Genomic DNA, 18,033 nt, shown 5'->3' on the forward strand with positions numbered 1-18,033 from the left:
CCTTTTCTTTGTTAATGATACGCTTTACAAATCTCTTTTAATCTTGCAATAACGAGGTCTGCTTCTTCCCATGAATAGGCAGTAGCACCAGATGCAAGCGGATGTCCGCCACCGTTAAATTCTTTCGCTAATGTATTGATAACGGGACCCTTCGAACGTAATCGTACACGGATCTGATCCCCTTCTTCAATGAAAACAACCCATGAACATATATTTTTAACACTGCCAAGGCAGCCTACTAATAAAGAAGCCTCAGATGGCACAGTGTCATGCTCTGCCAGTAATTCTTTTGTTAGCTTCACATAGGCAGCTCCATGCTCATCCATTGTAAAGTTTTGATAAATATATCCCTGTAAATTAAGTAATTTTTGCTCCATTTCGTACATGCCATCAAATAGTTGATTTCGATCAAAATCATATGTAATCAGATCCGCAGCAACTTTAAATGTTTTAGCTGTTGTACTTGGGAATTGGAATCTGCCTGTATCGCCCACTATTCCTGCAAATAATAAGCGTGCAGCAGCATCTGAAAGTTTCCAGTTTGCTACTTCCTTGCCTTCTTCATATAATTCATAGATCATTTCACTACAAGAGCTTGCTGTCGTGTCCACCCATAAAAGATCACCATAAGCATCATCATTTGGATGATGATCAATTTTTATCACCATTTTTCCTTTTGTGTAGCGTTGGTCGTCAACACGTTCTGTATTAGCAGTGTCAGTGACAATTACTAAAGCATTCTCATACACTTCATCCGCTATTTCATCAGGCTGTGCCATAAAAGATAAAGAAGCATCATGTTCCCCTACAGCAAAAACCTTTTTCTCAGGATAATTGGCTAAAATAATCTCTTTTAAGCCTTGCTGCGAGCCATAAGCATCAGGATCAGGACGTACATGACGATGGATAATAATGGTTTCATTGGCCTCAATTGTGTCGATGATTTGTCTTTTCACAATAATTTCCCCCAAAATGATAGTAAGAACCGTTAGCATTTTCGCATAATTATCGTTACAATAATGTCTAGTTATGCTAGGAGGTTTACTATGCTCAATTTAATATTTGTGTTTGCGATTATCATATCTTTTGTTTTTTATTTTTATTTTAAAACAAAACAATTCCGTTCTCCATTACCTATTTCTAAAAACTGGTATAAAAGCAAAGCGAACATCGGCTTAGGTTCCTTAATTTTGTCATTTGCTTTAAATCAAGCTTATTTATTCCCGAGCTTATTTACATTTATTATTGTAGCAATTCTTGCCGCGCTCGGCATCTTAGTTATTATAGAAAATATAAAAAAAGCACGTCATTATGGACAATTTGTTGAGGAAGAATTCCGCATTAATCAATAATATATGTAACAAAGGGATGACCAAGCAATTGCGCTAGGCCATCCCTTTTCAATACTTAACGTTCTAATAGTTGGAACATCATCATTGCCTTACCAACAAGCATTTGTTGATTATACACTTCAAAATCCATTTTCACAAACTTACGACTCATATCTAAAATCCGAGGCTTAACAGTTAGCGTACTTTCCATTTGGACTGGTTTAATAAAGTAAATAGTCATATTCTCTGCCACTGCATCTCCACGTTTACGTCGTTTTAATGCGAATGAACCGACCTCAGCCAGTAAAGTTGTAAAAGCACCGTATGAAATTGCTCCATATTGATTGGTCATTTGTGGTGTAACTTTAAATTCAACTATGAGATCTTCATCACCTAATACCTTCATTTCATTTTTCACTAAATCATCAATCGTTTCACCATGCTGTGGCTGTCTTTGTGCTAATTGCAACGCCTTCAGTACATCTTGACGGCTAATAACACCCTGTAGAATATTGTCGTCATCTACAATTGGTAAGAGATCAATTCCCTCCCAAATCATTCGATGCCCTGCAGAAGCGACACTCATTTTCATGGATCCCGCAATCGGGTTTTTCGTCATTACTTTTTCAATAAGCTCGTTTTCTTCACGACCAATGACGTCTTTTACAGTAATCATACCGACCAGTTTATTTTGGTGGGTAACTACAGGAAATGCACCATGGGTAGTTCGTTCATTCAGCTTCTGGAAATGATGAATTGTTTCATCATTTTTTAATGCTGCAGTGTCAGTCATTGGTACATAAATGTCTTCGATAAAAAGAATATCTTTTTTAATCAATTGGTCATAGATTGCCCGATTAATCATTGTTGCTACTGTAAACGTATCGTAGCTTGTTGAAATAATTGGTAAATCCAATGAATCTGCAAGCAACTTATTATCTTCCGTAGTATCAAAACCGCCGGTGATTAAAACAGCTGCACCCGCTCGAAGGGCATTTTCATGTGCTTTAATTCGGTTACCAACAATTAATAAGCTACCTGCATCCGTGTAACGCATCATGTCCTCTAATTGCATGGCACCAATAACAAATTTTGTTAGTGTTTTATGTAGACCTGATTTACCACCTAAAACTTGGCCATCTACAATATTAACAATTTCTGCAAAAGTTAAGCGCTCAATATTTTCTTTCTTTTTTTTCTCAATACGAATTGTTCCAACACGTTCAATAGAACTTACTAAGCGACGATTTTCAGCTTCCTTTATTGCACGGTAAGCCGTTCCTTCACTCACTTGCATTTCCTTTGCTATTTGCCGTACTGAAATTTTATCGCCCACGGGTAGTGATTCGATGTATTGTAAAATTTTCTCATGTTTTGTAGACAAAATATCACCTATTTCCTAAGCTTCAATTCTGCTCTTAGTGTACCATATTTTTTAAGAAAATATTTAATATAAAGTGATGAAATTGTTTAACTTTCCCCATCATTTCAACTACCAGCGTGGTGTCAATTCATATAGTACAGCATTACCAACGATTAGAAACAGTTTACTTTTTCGCCAGCTTTCAAAATTTGAACTTCTGTATTTTGTACTAAATCTGCAAAAATTTGCGGATCTTGCTCGATTGGTGGGAAAGTATTGTAATGAATCGGTACGACAATTTTCGGTTTTAAAAACGAAACTGCACAGGCTGCATCCTCTGGCCCCATTGTAAAATTATCACCAATCGGTAAGAATGCAATATCAATTGGATGTCGTTCACCAATTAGTTTCATATCACCAAAAAGAGCTGTATCGCCCGCATGATAAATCGTTAATCCTTCAATAAATAATAAAATTCCGGCAGGCATGCCCATATAAATAATTTCGTTATTTTCTGTTACATAAGAAGATCCATGAAAGGCTTGTGTAAACTTTACTTTACCGAAGTCAAATTCCTTCGCACCACCTATATGCATTGGATGTGTTTTTACACCTTGCCAAGAAATCCAATTAGCCAGCTCATTTGGCGCAATCACTAGCGCATCTTTTTTCTTCGCTAATTCTACTGTATCTCCAACATGATCATTATGGCCATGTGTAAGTAAAATAATATCTGGCGCTTCATCAGCCACTTTTAAGTCTGTTTGCCCATTGCCATTAATAAAAGGGTCAATTAATATCGTTTTTCCATTTGATTGAATTTTGACAACTGAATGCCCATGATAACTTATTTTCATCTTAACATCCTCCTCGGTTAACAAATACAGTTCAACATTTTAATTCGCTACCCATGCGCTTTTTCCCTTTTTTTGATATGCTTGTACAGAGAATAATGGTAGTTTTCTCTAACAGCCTTATACCCTGTTAGAGCATAATTATTCAGTACTCGATAAGAATCCTCGCTACTTTTTTCGGCAGTCGAAGCTTTCTTACGTAAAATTTTCCATGCAATAAAAGGAGGACATATTGATGTCGAAGGTTGAAGAAATCCAACGTTACTTGCAGCAAAATCATATCGATGCAGCGTTTGTAACAACACCTGACAATGTTTTTTACGTTTCAGGCTTTAAAAGTAATCCACATGAAAGGTTACTAGGAGTCATGATTTTTAAAGATGCGGAGCCTTTTCTAATTTGTCCACAAATGGAGATTCCAGATGCAAAGGCTGCTGGTTGGTCTTATGAGGTAATTGGTCATCAAGATACAGAAAATTCAATGGAAGTTCTTGCTCAAGCGATCGTAGCACGCCAAATCACCCCAGCTACATTTGCTATTGAAAAAGCACAACTCATCGTTGAGCGCTTGGAAGCTTTACAGCAATCTTTCCCTCAAGCTAGCTTTGTGCGTCTTGACGAAAAGATTAATGCGATGCGCGTAATCAAAGATGAAAGTGAATTAGAAAAATTACGTAAAGCTGCTGAATTGGCCGATTATGCAATTGAAATCGGTTGCAAGGAAATTGCTGAAGGTAAAACAGAAATGGAAATCCTAACAGCAATCGAAAGTGCCATTCAAGATAAAGGATGTAAAATGTCTTTTGAAACAATGGTATTGAGTGGTCCAAAAACGGCCTCTCCTCATGGGAAACCAGGTGCACGTAAAATCGAAAAGGGGGATATGGTACTATTTGACCTTGGCGTTATTTACGATGGCTATTGCTCAGATATTACACGTACTGTAGCTTTTGGTGAACCTAGCGAAGCACAAAAAGAAATTTATCAAACTGTTTTAGCTGCCAACACAAATGCTGTCGCAGCAGTAAAACCAGGTGTTCGTGCGATGGACTTAGACAAAATTGCGCGTGATACAATTACAGAGGCTGGCTATGGTGAATATTTCACACACCGCCTTGGACATGGTCTTGGTATTTCTGTACATGAATTCCCATCTGTTACAGGTGCAAATGAGATGACGATGGAAGAAGGTATGGTCTTTACGATTGAGCCTGGCATTTATAAATCAGATGTAACAGGCGTACGTATTGAGGATGATGTTGTCGTTACAAAAGATGGCGTTGAAGTATTAACAAAATTCCCGAAAGATTTAATCATTCTATAATGCAAAAAAGGAAGCAACTAATGTGCTTCCTTTTTCTCTTTCTAACTAAGTTTATTGAATTAACTCATCCACATTGACAAATGGTAGTCCTTGTGAATCTGCCACTGCTTTATAAACTAGTTGTCCATCTAATGTATTCACACCTTTTTTCAGTGCTGCATTATCAAGGCAAGCTTGTTTGTAGCCTTTGTTAGCAATTTGAAGTGCATATGGAATTGTGTTATTTGTTAAGGCAATTGTAGAAGTACGTGGTACCGCACCAGGCATATTAGCAACTGCATAGTGTACAACGCCATGCTTCACATATGTTGGATCATCATGTGTTGTCACACGGTCAGATGTTGCAAAAATACCACCTTGGTCAATTGCGATATCGACTACAACAGAACCGGCTTGCATTGACTGAATCATTTCTTCTGATACAAGTTTCGGTGCTTTTGCGCCTGGAATTAATACAGCACCAATAACTAAATCTGAATCTTTCACTGATTCTGCAATATTATATGGATTAGACATTAATGTTTGAACATCGCGTCCAAACATATCTTCTAATTGACGTAAACGTTCTGGGCTTAAATCGATAACTGTCACATCAGCACCCATGCCAACAGCAATTTTTGCAGCATTTGTACCTGCAATACCACCGCCAATTACTGTCACTTTTCCACGTTGTACACCCGATACACCACCTAGTAAAATGCCTTTACCAGCATGGTTTCTCTCTAAGAACTGTGCACCAATTTGTGTAGCCATTTTACCAGCGACTTCACTCATTGGTGTTAACAATGGTAATGAACCATTTGCTAATTGTACTGTTTCGTAGGCAATTCCTACAACTTTTTTATTTAAAAGTGCCTGAGTTAATTCAACCTCTGGCGCTAAGTGTAAATAAGTGAATAAAATTTGACCCTCGTAGAAGTAATCATACTCAGAAGCTACGGGTTCTTTTACCTTCATAATCATTTCTTGGGACCAAGCTTCTTTAGCTGTTTGAACAATATGAGCACCTGCTGCAATGTAATCAGCATCCGTAAAGCTTGAACCTAGCCCCGCTCCTGTTTCAATGTACACTTCATGCCCTGCATGTGTTAAAGTGACAACTCCTGCTGGTGTCATTGCTACACGGTTTTCATTGTTTTTAATTTCCTTTGGAATACCAATCTTCATTGTTTCCTATCCCCTTCCATAACATAAGAAATAAGCATCATTTATGTAACTAAACTTGATGCACCCCTTGCACTTCCATATTACCAAACAATTGCAAAAAAAGCTTTAACTAATGCAAATACAGATAAAATTTATAAGATTTCCAAAATAACAAATATTCAAACGTTGTATAACATTATAAATTATTATATTTAAAAACTAAAAAGGAGTCTTAGTAGAAGTTATTGGCGTTGATTCATGTGTAGTTGAAACCAATCAAAAAAACGTTTACACACTGCAAATAGTGGGAATTAGATATTTATAATTAATTAACATTTCTACATGAAATGCCTTCACATTTTCATAATTTTTCTTGCGGAAAGTATTTCCTTTAGAAAATCATTTGGTATAATCAACATATACAAATCAGGGAGGTTTTTCAAATGGCTAATCATTATAAAAGCATTGTTGTTGCAGTAGACGGTTCAAAAGAAGCTGAATACGCGTTTCGTAAATCAATTGATGTTGCAAAACGAAACGAAGGTGCAGTATTAAATCTAGTAAATGTAATCGATACTCGTTCATTTGCTGCTATCGAAGCTTATGACCGTTCCATTGCAGAGCGTGCTCAAGCATTTTCTGAAGAACTATTAAATGGTTACAAAAAGCAAGCTGAAGATGAAGGTTTAACGAATGTTAATCTTATCATCGAGTATGGCTCTCCAAAAAATATCATAACAAAAGAGCTTTCTAACATCGTAGACGCAGATTTAATCATTTGTGGTGCAACTGGTCTAAATGCAGTAGAACGCTTCCTAATCGGTTCTGTATCTGAGGCTATCGTACGTTCAGCTAAATGTGACGTACTAGTTATCCGTACGCCAGAAAACTAATTTGTAATACATAAAAAGGTATCCTTGTATAGGATACCTTTTTACTTGCACTTAAGAGCAATTACTTGCCCTCTTTCCACATCTTCACTTTTTCAAAGAATAGCGCAAGTGCCTGCTTATTCTGCATATTCGGTACCTTAGCTAATAGGACTTCTTTAGGAGCTTTCAATTCCTTCGATTGTTTTTGTAAAATCACAATGCTCTTCTCTAATGATTTATTCGCAAACATAGAGTCAGGTAATTGAATAATCGCTTGAATCCACGCATGCTTTTGAATGTATTTGTGTAATTGCTTAGACTGCTCTGACTCAAAAAGATGAGCGGGTGCAAGGAAAAATAAATAGCCGCCATCCTTTGTATAATTCATTGATTGCTCGATGAATAAATGATGGGCATAACTCATCCCCTCCGCTGGACATAATTCATAATCGAGCGCCACTTCTTCATTTGGATAATAACCTACAGGTAAATCACAAACAACAGCATCAACTGGATTGACCAATAAATCTTCTAAGGCATCTTGACGGTATAAAGAAATAGGTTGTTCTATTAAGTCAGCAGTTGCCGCAGCAAGGCGAATAAGTAGCTCATCCACCTCTACACCTGTTGCTTCCACTTTTCCATCTAATAAATTCATAACCGTCAGTAATAAATTGCCCGTGCCTACTGCTAGATCCATGATCGAGATCTTTTCATTTTCAAGACGCTCTGCAAAAATCTGCTCCACAAAGTAGCCCACTAATAGCCCTAACGTATCAGGAGTCATTTGATGATTCGGCTGTGAGCCTTTGCGCATCCCTTTTAAAATAGCAATTTGAATAGCTTTACGAATATCCTCTTTTGTTGCATCTTTTTGAGAAAAATCAACTTCGCCATCAAGCCATGCCTCTAACCCATCTAATAATCCTTCTAGTAATGTTATACTGTGTTCTTTTTCGATTTTTTCGGCATGCTCATTTAGCAAACCAAATAACTTTTCGATATTTTCCATATCTAACTTCCTTTCACGCAGAAAAGAGCCGTGACAAACACTTGTCACAGCCCCTTTGTCTAGTATTATCTTAGCCTAAAAGCAGCTTATTATGCTAGTGCTTTGACAGCTGCAATGGCCGCTTCATAATTTGGATGATCTGTAGCTTCAGGTACATATTCAACATATGTTACTTTATTGTTTGCATCCACAACGAATACTGCACGTGTCAGAAGACGTAATTCTTGAATGTATACGCCATATGCCTCACCAAATGAAAGGTCGCGGTGATCTGATACAGTTTGGACTGCATCAATACCTGCTGCACCACACCAACGCTTTTGAGCGAATGGAAGATCCACAGATACTGTATAAATGACTACATTATCACCTAAGTTAGCTGCTTCCTCATTGAATCGACGTGTTTGCGCATCACATACACCAGTATCTAATGATGGTACAACACTAAATAAACGAATTTTTCCTTCTGAATCATTTAATGTTACAGGTGATAGGTCATTCGCTAATACCGTAAAATCTGGAGCTTGATCGCCCACCTTTACTTCATTTCCTACTAGTGTCACTGGACCATTTTTAAATGTTACTTGTGCCATATAAACGCCTCCTAATCATCATATGTACATAATATTACTAAATCAAGGGAATTAATTGCAACTATGATAGCTTACATACTTAGAAATAGATAAGACTGTCTCTTAATTTGAGACAGTCTTATGTTTATTGTTCATTTTTTTCCTCTAGCTTGGCTAAGTCTATTTTTTCTTCTTGTACAGTAATTTCTACATGTTCTTCTTGTTTTGGTAAAGTAGTCGGTGTTGAAGCCTTTTCAATAAAGATTTTTTCGTGCACAACTGTTGTATCGGCAAAATAATCATGTAAACCTTGATTTTCTGGTAAAATCACTACCAAAATATACAGTGGCATAAAAATATTATTGATAATACGACCAATCCAATCACGGAATAACACATCTGACCAAGTTAGCTGATCGTGCTTTAATGAAATTACACGTAATCCAAACACCATTTTCCCTAGTGTTTGCCCAAAGAACTTGGTCATCAGCACAAAATAGCTATAGTAGAAAATTGCTGTAATAATAGAAATTGGCGCATACCAAACAGAATCAGATAAAGACCAATCCATTAAATAGAAGATAGGATTGACGAGTATTCCACCTACAGCAGAAATGATGAATCCATCTAATAAAAATGCCCAAAATCGTACCCAAAAACCAGCAGTTTTTAATGCATAGTTTTTTTCATTTACTGATTCTCCTGAGGTATTTATATAGAACCCATTTTCCATAGAGGGTGAACCTTGCATAACAATTTCATTGTTTGTCATTGTGCTCCCCCCTTAGTATTCCCCATATAGATACATCATTTTCGGTGCGCTATAGTCCGTCATGATTTTCATTAGCATTTTTTCTTCAGCAGAGGGACCGAACATGGAGCCAATTTTCATACCTACGTATGATTGCCAGCCACCCATATCGTATGAATACTCAAATAAAGCCGCATCTTCAAGTCCATAATCTTCACGAAGAGCTGCAATGGCCGCTTCTTCATCACCAATTTCATCAATTAACCCTGCTTCAAGCGCTTTTGTACCACCAAGAATACGACCATCTGCAACCTTTTTCACTTCTGCTTCAGACATATTACGTCCTTGCTCTACAATATCTACAAATTCTTCGTACGTTTCATTAATCATATCTTGCATCATTGCACGTTCCTCAGCTGTCACTTCACGCATTGGACTTAGCATATCTTTATGCTCTCCAGATTTAAACGTCTCAAATTTGACCCCTACTTTTTCAGCAAGCTCTTGATAGTTAATAGATTGCATGATAACACCAATAGAACCTGTGATTGTATCACGATGGGCAAATATTTTATCTGCTGGTGCCGAAATATAATAACCACCTGAAGCTGCCATAGAATCCATTGATACATAAATTGGAATTTGTCGTTCTTCTTTAATTTTTAGTAGCTTTTTATAGATATCTGCAGATTCCTTTACACCACCACCTGGTGAATTAACGCTTAAAACAACACCCTGTATGGACTCATCATATAAAATATTATCTAATTGTTCTAAGAAAAATTGATGATCATAGGCAACTGGTTGCCACAATGTACTTGAGCCGATATCTTGAATCGTTCCATCTACCTTTAAATAAGCAATTCGCTTATCAAAATTTTCACCTTCAATGACATTTTCATATACATCTAAGCTATTACCTGCCATTAAGCTATCAAAATTACCTAGGAAATCCGCTTTAAATAGCGCAAAAATGGTATTAATTCCTAACGAAAATAATAAGAGAATACCTGCCACTACTAAAGCAACCCACCTTTTTACATTCATGTCTTTCCGCCTCCTCAACACGTAATACGTATGACTTGCCAATTTGTTTCATTTTTTATGCAATAATTAAACAAAAAAGCTTTACACTATGTATTTCCTCATATTACCTTACCTAAAAAAAATAAAAAAATCAAAGTCCATCCCTTTGATGAACTTTGATTTTCGACATTATTTCCTAGGAAATGATTATAATTGGAGGTGTTTGATTTCATGTTGTCGTAATTCGACACGTCTAATTTTCCCAGAAGATGTTTTCGGTAGCTCCTCTACAAATTCAATAGCACGTGGATATTTATAAGGAGCGGTTAATGATTTCACATGACTTTGGAGTGTTTGAATAAGCGCTTCATCACCTTTTTCACCATTGCGCAGAACAATAAATGCCTTGACAATATTTCCCCTTACTTTATCAGGGCTCGCAATAACAGCAGCCTCTTTTACGGTTGGATGTTTCATTAAAGCATCCTCTACTTCAAAAGGGCCAATTGTATAGCCTGAGGATATAATAACATCGTCTCCTCTACCATCAAACCAAAAGTAGCCATCTTCATCTTTATAGGCACGATCTCCTGTAATATACCAATCCCCTCGAAATTGTAAATTTGTACGTTCAGGATCATTTAAATATTTTTTAAAGAGGGCTGGTGTTTCACGATGAACAGCAATATCACCAACTTCTCCGATTGTAACGGGTTTGCCCACATCATTAATAATTTCAACAGTGTTGCCAGGAGTAGGTTTTCCCATAGAGCCAACTCTTGCTTCCATCCCTACCATTGTGCCTACTAATAATGTATTTTCCGTTTGTCCATAGCCATCTCGCACTTGTAATTTAAATGTTTCCAAGAATACTCTAATGACCTCACTATTTAATGGCTCACCAGCTGATACAGCTTGGCGAATTGCACTTAAATCATACTCATGTAAATTATCAAGCGCTGCCATAAAACGATATTCAGTTGGTGTACAGCATAGTACATTGATTTTGAATCTCTGAAGCAATGCTAAATAAGAAGCTGCTTCAAATTTACCTTTGTAAACAAATGCAGTAGCTCCACTGCCTAAAGTAGCTAGAAACGGACTCCATATCCATTTTTGCCAGCCTGGTGCTGCAGTCGCCCAAACAATATCATTTTCTTGTACACCCAACCAATGTGGTGCTGTTGTTCGTAAATGAGCATAGCCCCAACTATGCGTATGCACTGCTGCTTTTGGATTTCCTGTTGTTCCACTTGTATAGGCTAAAAATGCATTGTCTGTGCTTTTTGTTGGGATAGGATTTATGTAGGTTGTAGATTGATTATGCATTTTTTCAAGTATGTTCTGCCAAGGTTTATGTGCATTCCCTATGACAAATTGTTGGATGTCTTGTAAATTCCCTACTTTATCGAACTGTTCAATATAGGGTTCAAATGCAATAACCGCTTTAGCATTTGCATGATGAATTCGATACTCAATATCCTTTGTTCTTAACATTTCAGAACTTGGAATAATAGTTAAACCCGCTTTTAATGCAGCAATATACACAATATATGCTTCCACTGAACGTGGTACCATCACTAAAATGACATCACCTTTCTTTAAACCTTGCTTGGTGAATACATGTGCTGCTTGATTCGCTTTTTCCAATAAATGTGCATATGTAATACATTGGATGTCTTGGTTTTCTTCATAAATGATTAAAGCATTTTTGGTTGCATCCTGAGCATATTTTTCAATTTCCTCTACTATGTTATACCATTCTGGTGCAACTAAATCTTGTCTTTTCATGGCAATTGCCCCCTTTTGTTATGACACATTATAAAACTCTTTTTTCAGCATTTTCAATGGTTTGTGCTTAATTTCGGTAAAGTCATGACAACTATCATACTCTCCTATATGGCATCGGTCACATTTTATCTATAGGAAAACTTGCTATTGAATACAAATGAAAAGTATGGTACATTTTGGTCAACTAAAAGCAAGATTGCAGGGGGACTCATAAGAGTTGAGAAGGTAAAACCTGACCCTTTGAACCTGTTAGTTAATACTGACGTAGGGAGCAATAAACATCGTTTTTCAGATGAAAGGCTCTTTTCGTGCATTTTTACACAAAAAGAGCCTTTTTGCATGCTTACGTCCATCCCTAAAGGAGGACTACAATGATTTTTCAAACAATTCGTCAACAGCAACCACTTATCCATTGTATAACCAATTATGTAGTGGCAAATTTTCAAGCAAATGGTTTATTAGCGATAGGTGCTTCACCAGTAATGGCCGATGACTGCCAGGAGGTAGAGGAGATGGTGGCCATTGCTCAAGCATTATTAATTAATATTGGAACACTTAACGATCGCACAAAAAGTGCCATGTTATTAGCAGGTGAAAAAGCCAATAAACTTGGTATTCCTGTTATTTTAGATCCTGTCGGAGTTGGAGCCACAACTTATCGTAAGGAAACCGTAAGATACTTACTGGAAAACATACACTTTGCCGTGATTCGCTGTAATCTCGGCGAGCTAGCAGCAATAGTTGGTGTAAATTGGCAACAAAAAGGTGTCGATAGTGGTCATGGCACTATCGCTATGGAATTAGAAGCCACATCATTGGCTCAACGCTATCAATGCATTGTTATTGTCACAGGAGAACGCGATTTTATAACAGATGGCAAGCATAGCCAATGGATCGCTGGTGGTCATCCACAAATAATAGAAGTAACGGGTACAGGTTGTTTACTTAGCGCAATTTGTGGCGCAGCCTATAGTGTAAGCCATAATCCTTACCAACAATTAATGGAAACACTTACTTACTATAAAAAAGCAGGTGTACTGGCATCCGCATTTACTGCAGACATTGGTGATTTTCAAATAGCCTTACTCAATGCTATACATCGCTTATCAAAGGATGGTGCAGCTTCATGCATATTGTAACAACAATCGCTGGCTCAGATAGTGGTGGTGGAGCGGGTATACAGGCTGATTTAAAAACATTTCAGGAATTAGAAGTGTTTGGTACTTCTGTGATTACTGCTTTAACTGCTCAAAATACTTTGGGTGTAACAGGTGTTTGCCCGATTGACGTTTCCTTTATAAAAAAACAATTCGAGGCCTTGGTAGAAGATTTTCCAATCGCTGCGATTAAAACCGGAATGCTTTATTCCTCAAATATTATCAAAGCAATTGCACACACGATCAGTGAGCTAAACATTCCACTGATTGTTGATCCGGTGATGATTGCAAAAGGTGGAGAAAGCCTACTACAGCAAGAAGCTATCGATGCCTTATGCTCAACTTTACTACCACTTGCTACGATTGTTACGCCCAATATACCAGAGGCAGAGGCACTTTCGGGGAGAGCTATACATCATGTTGAAGATATGAAAGAAGTAGCTCAAAGCTTGTTACAGCTAGGTGTACAATGTGTCATCATTAAAGGTGGTCATTTAGCAGATCCACTTTATGCCATTGATTATGTATTTTTTAAAAATGGACGTTCTTTTTCGATGCAGTCTCCACGAATCCAAACAAAAAATACGCATGGTACTGGATGTACATTTTCCGCAGCACTTACTGCTTTTCTTGGACAAGGATTTACTCTGGAAAATGCCATTATAGAAGCTAAAAAATATATCCAATTAGCTATTATGTATAATTTATCGATTGGAAATGGTCATGGACCCACTAATCATTTTGCTTATCAACAGCATAAGGAAGCCTGTGAGGTGATTATTCATGAAACGTGAGGATTTGCAGCTTTATTTTATTATGGGTACGAGCAATGTTCCTCCTCAAGAACAACCACTCTATATCCTAGAAAAAGCCTTGCAAGCAGGCATTACAATGTTTCAATTTCGCGAAAAAGGTCCTCACGCGTTAACTGGACTTGCCTATGAACAATTTGCACGCCAATGTCAAAAACTATGTCATCAATATCATGTGCCCTTTATCATTAATGACGATGTTGATCTAGCGATACGACTCGGAGCTGATGGAGTTCATATCGGACAAGATGATTTACCTGTAGGTGTAGCACGTAAAAGAGTTGGGAACATGATTCTTGGTGTATCTGTCCATTGCGAGGAAGAATTGCAAATAGCTATTAACCATCAAGCTGATTATGTTGGTATCGGTCCAATCTTTCCAACATCCTCTAAAAGCGATGCACAACCACCATGTGGCACATCTTTTTTACAGGAGGCTCATTCTCTTTATCCTGAATTACCAATTGTCGCAATTGGTGGAATAAATTTCACAAATGCACATTCTGTATTTCAAACGGGGGTTGATGGTGTTGCTGTTATTTCAGCTATCTGTCAAAGCAAAGATGTTGATTATACAGTAGCTACATTTAGATCTCTAACTCGTATAAATAAATGAACAAATAAACAAACTAAAACCAGTGCCTTTTACGGTCACTGGTTTTAAGTTTATAAATGCTTAATCAGCATTTATTGGTTGTTGTTTGGCATACCTTTTAATTGAGATTCTGCCATTTGTACAAGACGTTTAGTGATTTCACCACCAACGGAACCGTTGGCACGAGCTGAAGCTTCAGCTCCTAATTGAACACCAAATTCTTGTGCAATTTCGTATTTCATTTGATCTAGTGCTTGTTGTACACCAGGTACTGCAAGCTGGTTTGAACTACGGTTGTTGTTTGAAGCCATGTTTCTCACCTCCTTGTGAATATAGAATGTGCGATATTAGATTTTTAATACAAAAAATTTAGAGGTAAATTGTACCTCTATTGGAATAACAATATCCATACAAAAAAGCCGTCTCAAAATGGGCTTTGAGACGGCTTTTAAATCCTTATAGTAGATCTGCAAATTTATCTTGTTGTTCTTCTTTCTTAGGGAAAATATAGACCTCGCGATTCTTCACTGCTCGCTCGATCAATTTATCAAAGTCAGAGAAGCTTTCATAATGCTCAACCTTTTCAAGCTTCGGTTTTGTTTTTGGACTTGCTGGTGTAAAAATCGTGCAGCAATCTTCAAATGGCTGAATAGATGTTTCGTATGTGCCGATTTTTTCTGCAATATCAATAATTTCTAATTTATCAGTTGAAATCAGCGGACGAAGGATAGGTGTATTTGTTACTGCGTTTATTGCTGTTAAACTTTCAAGCGTTTGACTCGCTACTTGCCCCAGACTTTCACCCGTTACAATAGCAAGTGCACCAATTTCCTCACGCACCTGATCAGCAACCTTCAACATCATTCGGCGTGTTGTCGTCATCGATACGTTAGAAGGTACTTTTTCTTTAATAAGAACTTGTATTTCAGTAAAAGGAATGACATGTAAACGAATACTAGCACCAAATTTTGTTAATTCATTGGCAAGCACTTTAACTTTTTCCAATGAATTTTGGCTTGTATAAGGTGGACTAAAGAAGTGAATTGCCTCTAATCGCACACCACGTTTCATCATTAAATAACCTGCAACAGGGCTATCAATACCGCCAGATAGCATTAATAAAGACTTGCCATTTGATCCTACAGGCATTCCACCTGCACCAGGAATGACTTGTGCCATCATATAAGTTGCATCATGGCGAACTTCTACACGTAGCTCAATATCAGGCTGCTTCACTTTAACGGATAAATTTTGAAATTGTGGTAAAACATAGCCCCCGATCTCACGTTGAATGGCATGAGATTCTAAAGGAAATGTTTTATCAGTACGTTTTACCTCTACTTTAAATGTATGTGGCTCGTCTTTAAATGTCTCCATAATCGTGATAGCGAGCTTTTTCATACTGTCCATATCTTTTTCGCATGCAGCGACAGGGCTAAATGATTGAATACCAAAAATTTTAGGTAAACCTGTAATTAGCATTTGCATTTGTGCTTCGTCTTCTATGGCGATAAACATACGGTCGCGTTCTGTGCGAATATGCAGTTGACCTAAATCTGCAAAGGCATGACGAATATTTTCACGTAAGCGGCGGATAAAATCCATTTTGTTGCGACCTTTTGTAGAAAGCTCACCATATCTAATTAAAATTTCTTTCCAAATCATTTACTTATTTTCTCCTTTGAGTTCCAACATTACTTCTGCTAGTACTTGTTTAAAGTTTTCTATATCTTCTATTGTGTTATGTGCGCCAAAGCTAAGGCGAATCACACCTTTTTTATAATGCTCATCAAGGTGAAGCGCCTCGACTACATGACTTGTTTTCGTTTGCTTGGAAGAACATGCACTTGATGTCGACACAATGACACCACGTTTTTGCATAGCATTAATAATGACTTCCCCTTTTAAATCTCGAACACTAAATGACACAATATGCGCAGCTCCCTGTGGGGTTGATAACACATGGACTGCTTCGCCGTAACTTTCTAGCTGAGTGCGGATTTCATCTTGCCATTGACGGTATTTATTTGTGCGTTCGTTCATTGTTTCAACAGCAAGTCGAGCCGCTTTCGCTAAAGCAACAGCTTGCGAAACTGCTACAGTACCACTACGCATACCAAATTCCTGACCTCCACCAAGAGCAAAGGGCTGCCATCTTATGGGTTTACGGAATGCTAACACTCCTGAGCCTTTAAAGCCATGTATTTTATGGCCAGAGATAGAAATACAGTCAGGTCCTTCTTCTTTAAAGGATATTGCTAATTTCCCAAAGCTTTGCACAGCATCAACATGAAAGGCAGCACGACTCATTTCATGAATCACTTTTGCAGCTTCCTTTATAGGCTGAATCGCACCCATCTCATTATTCACATGCATGATGCTAACTAAAATTGTTTCTTTTCGTATTTTAGTACGAAGCTCATTTAGAGAAATCACACCATTTCGATCTACACGAAGATATTCAACATCATAGCCCTCTTTTTCAAGCTGTTTCATTGTTTCTAGCACTGATGGATGTTCGATTTCAGTCGTTAAAATATGCTTTCCTATATGCGTATTACTACGTGCTATGCCAAAAATAGCTGCATTATTTGATTCTGTACCACCTGAAGTAAATAGCACATTTTTTGCCTCTGTCTGCAAAATATCTGCTACTTGCTCACGCGCACGTATTAATAAATCATTTGCTTCAACACCCATAGCATGAATGGAAGCAGGGTTGGCATAATACTGCTCATTCACAACCATAAATGCCTGCATAACCTCTTTTAAAGGCTTAGTTGTTGCACTATTATCTAAATAAATTGTATTAACCATAACTTTTCACACACTTTCAAAACGTTGATTTAACGGTATTTATCATAACGCAATCTTTGGCGATTGACCACTAACTTTAACGATTCTTTAAATTTTAATTGATATCCTACATTTTTTTCACCATCGTGACAAACTCTGTTGGTGTACTAAATTCAATTGCTTTCACAAAACCAAATTTTTCATAAAGATGAATTGCTCTCTTATTAAATAGGGCAACTGTTAAACGTAATGGTAGATGATGTTCTTCTTGAACTGTTTGAACAATAAACGAAAAAAATGTTGTTCCTAATCCTTGACCTGTTAGATTTGGCTTCAACCCAATTCCAATATCTATACAGTATTCTTCATACGCTCCGATGTCTTGCCCTTTTGGCACTTGTGCTGCCGTACCTGTACAATAATAGCCAATTAATTCACTATGATTATTAAAGATCGCAAAGTAAGGATTATCAAGCATTTCTTGTATATTTTCACCCGATAATTCATTATTGTAAAAATTGTAAGGTGCTACATATTGCCATCGTAAAATTTCACTTGCAAAATGTTCATTCATTTCTTTGATCGACAGTTTCATACTGAATCACATCCTAATCTAAGCATAAATAGAAAG

The 18,033-nt window shown here is 37.2% G+C and carries 19 protein-coding genes and 1 riboswitch; of the genes, 6 read left to right on the forward strand and 13 right to left on the reverse strand.

The window, feature by feature from the left end; all coding sequences use genetic code 11:
• Positions 1 to 11: 11 nt before the first annotated feature.
• Positions 12 to 956: a DHH family phosphoesterase gene (locus JIN86_RS04675; protein ID WP_004226214.1), complete on the reverse strand. Its 945-nt coding sequence runs from the start codon at positions 954 to 956 to the stop codon at positions 12 to 14.
• Between the two features lie 90 nt (positions 957 to 1,046).
• Here JIN86_RS04675 and JIN86_RS04680 point away from each other — a divergent pair, with 90 nt between their 5' ends.
• Positions 1,047 to 1,352, forward strand: coding sequence for a YtpI family protein (locus JIN86_RS04680; RefSeq protein ID WP_004226211.1), 306 nt, complete (start codon positions 1,047 to 1,049; stop codon positions 1,350 to 1,352).
• A 55-nt stretch (positions 1,353 to 1,407) separates the two neighbouring features.
• On the opposite strand, the gene JIN86_RS04685 is transcribed toward JIN86_RS04680, so the two are convergent.
• Together JIN86_RS04685 and JIN86_RS04690 are read right to left on the reverse strand one after the other, a co-directional pair.
• Complete coding sequence (locus JIN86_RS04685; protein ID WP_009371401.1) at positions 1,408 to 2,715, reverse strand: DRTGG domain-containing protein; 1,308 nt, start codon at positions 2,713 to 2,715, stop codon at positions 1,408 to 1,410.
• 152 nt (positions 2,716 to 2,867) lie between these two features.
• Positions 2,868 to 3,551, reverse strand: a complete 684-nt coding sequence (locus JIN86_RS04690; RefSeq protein WP_009371402.1) for a metal-dependent hydrolase — start codon at positions 3,549 to 3,551, stop codon at positions 2,868 to 2,870.
• A 232-nt stretch (positions 3,552 to 3,783) separates the two neighbouring features.
• Between JIN86_RS04690 and JIN86_RS04695 the strand changes: the two genes are divergently transcribed.
• A complete protein-coding gene (locus JIN86_RS04695; protein ID WP_004226198.1) occupies positions 3,784 to 4,872 on the forward strand; it encodes a M24 family metallopeptidase in 1,089 nt (362 codons plus the stop codon).
• 51 nt (positions 4,873 to 4,923) lie between these two features.
• Here JIN86_RS04695 and ald read toward each other — a convergent pair whose 3' ends face one another.
• Positions 4,924 to 6,039, reverse strand: coding sequence for an alanine dehydrogenase (gene ald, locus JIN86_RS04700; protein ID WP_004226195.1), 1,116 nt, complete (start codon positions 6,037 to 6,039; stop codon positions 4,924 to 4,926).
• A gap of 422 nt (positions 6,040 to 6,461) precedes the next feature.
• Here ald and JIN86_RS04705 point away from each other — a divergent pair, with 422 nt between their 5' ends.
• Entirely contained in the window at positions 6,462 to 6,911 is a 450-nt protein-coding gene (locus JIN86_RS04705) for a universal stress protein (protein WP_004226191.1), read from the forward strand.
• 61 nt (positions 6,912 to 6,972) lie between these two features.
• Here the strand turns inward: JIN86_RS04705 and JIN86_RS04710 are convergent, their stop codons facing one another.
• The 5 genes from JIN86_RS04710 to mbcS form a co-directional block, all read right to left on the reverse strand.
• Complete coding sequence (locus JIN86_RS04710) at positions 6,973 to 7,902, reverse strand: class I SAM-dependent methyltransferase (protein WP_004226189.1); 930 nt, start codon at positions 7,900 to 7,902, stop codon at positions 6,973 to 6,975.
• Between the two features lie 89 nt (positions 7,903 to 7,991).
• Positions 7,992 to 8,495, reverse strand: a complete 504-nt coding sequence (tpx, locus tag JIN86_RS04715) for a thiol peroxidase (RefSeq protein ID WP_004226187.1) — start codon at positions 8,493 to 8,495, stop codon at positions 7,992 to 7,994.
• Positions 8,496 to 8,619: 124 nt separating this feature from the next.
• Complete coding sequence (locus tag JIN86_RS04720; RefSeq protein WP_202341334.1) at positions 8,620 to 9,246, reverse strand: RDD family protein; 627 nt, start codon at positions 9,244 to 9,246, stop codon at positions 8,620 to 8,622.
• A gap of 12 nt (positions 9,247 to 9,258) precedes the next feature.
• Positions 9,259 to 10,272, reverse strand: coding sequence for a signal peptide peptidase SppA (gene sppA / locus JIN86_RS04725; RefSeq protein ID WP_004226182.1), 1,014 nt, complete (start codon positions 10,270 to 10,272; stop codon positions 9,259 to 9,261).
• A 186-nt stretch (positions 10,273 to 10,458) separates the two neighbouring features.
• Positions 10,459 to 12,042, reverse strand: a complete 1,584-nt coding sequence (mbcS, locus tag JIN86_RS04730) for an acyl-CoA synthetase MbcS (protein WP_202341335.1) — start codon at positions 12,040 to 12,042, stop codon at positions 10,459 to 10,461.
• A 190-nt stretch (positions 12,043 to 12,232) separates the two neighbouring features.
• A riboswitch (TPP riboswitch) is annotated at positions 12,233 to 12,330 on the forward strand.
• An 83-nt stretch (positions 12,331 to 12,413) separates the two neighbouring features.
• Here mbcS and thiM point away from each other — a divergent pair.
• Genes thiM through thiE form a run of 3 tightly spaced genes read left to right on the forward strand, consistent with a single transcriptional unit; the run spans position 12,414 to position 14,627 of the window.
• Entirely contained in the window at positions 12,414 to 13,181 is a 768-nt protein-coding gene (thiM, locus tag JIN86_RS04735; RefSeq protein ID WP_202341336.1) for a hydroxyethylthiazole kinase, read from the forward strand.
• Positions 13,169 to 13,993 (forward strand): bifunctional hydroxymethylpyrimidine kinase/phosphomethylpyrimidine kinase, encoded by an 825-nt coding sequence (gene thiD, locus JIN86_RS04740; RefSeq protein ID WP_202341337.1) that lies wholly within the window; start codon positions 13,169 to 13,171, stop codon positions 13,991 to 13,993. The genes thiM and thiD overlap by 13 nt, the downstream gene beginning before the upstream one ends.
• On the forward strand, positions 13,983 to 14,627 hold the full coding sequence (gene thiE, locus JIN86_RS04745) for a thiamine phosphate synthase (RefSeq protein ID WP_004226167.1): 645 nt from the start codon (positions 13,983 to 13,985) through the stop codon (positions 14,625 to 14,627). The genes thiD and thiE overlap by 11 nt, the downstream gene beginning before the upstream one ends.
• Positions 14,628 to 14,698: 71 nt before the next feature.
• Here thiE and JIN86_RS04750 read toward each other — a convergent pair whose 3' ends face one another.
• The 4 genes from JIN86_RS04750 to JIN86_RS04765 form a co-directional block, all read right to left on the reverse strand.
• Positions 14,699 to 14,917, reverse strand: a complete 219-nt coding sequence (locus tag JIN86_RS04750; protein WP_004226165.1) for an alpha/beta-type small acid-soluble spore protein — start codon at positions 14,915 to 14,917, stop codon at positions 14,699 to 14,701.
• 145 nt (positions 14,918 to 15,062) lie between these two features.
• A complete protein-coding gene (gene thiI, locus JIN86_RS04755; RefSeq protein ID WP_004226153.1) occupies positions 15,063 to 16,271 on the reverse strand; it encodes a tRNA uracil 4-sulfurtransferase ThiI in 1,209 nt (402 codons plus the stop codon).
• Complete coding sequence (locus JIN86_RS04760; RefSeq protein WP_004226151.1) at positions 16,272 to 17,423, reverse strand: cysteine desulfurase family protein; 1,152 nt, start codon at positions 17,421 to 17,423, stop codon at positions 16,272 to 16,274.
• A 106-nt stretch (positions 17,424 to 17,529) separates the two neighbouring features.
• Positions 17,530 to 17,997 (reverse strand): GNAT family N-acetyltransferase, encoded by a 468-nt coding sequence (locus JIN86_RS04765; RefSeq protein ID WP_202341338.1) that lies wholly within the window; start codon positions 17,995 to 17,997, stop codon positions 17,530 to 17,532.
• Positions 17,998 to 18,033: the final 36 nt, after the last annotated feature.

It is taken from the genome of Lysinibacillus sp. HST-98, assembly GCF_016757845.1.
GTDB lineage: Bacteria > Bacillota > Bacilli > Bacillales_A > Planococcaceae > Lysinibacillus > Lysinibacillus capsici.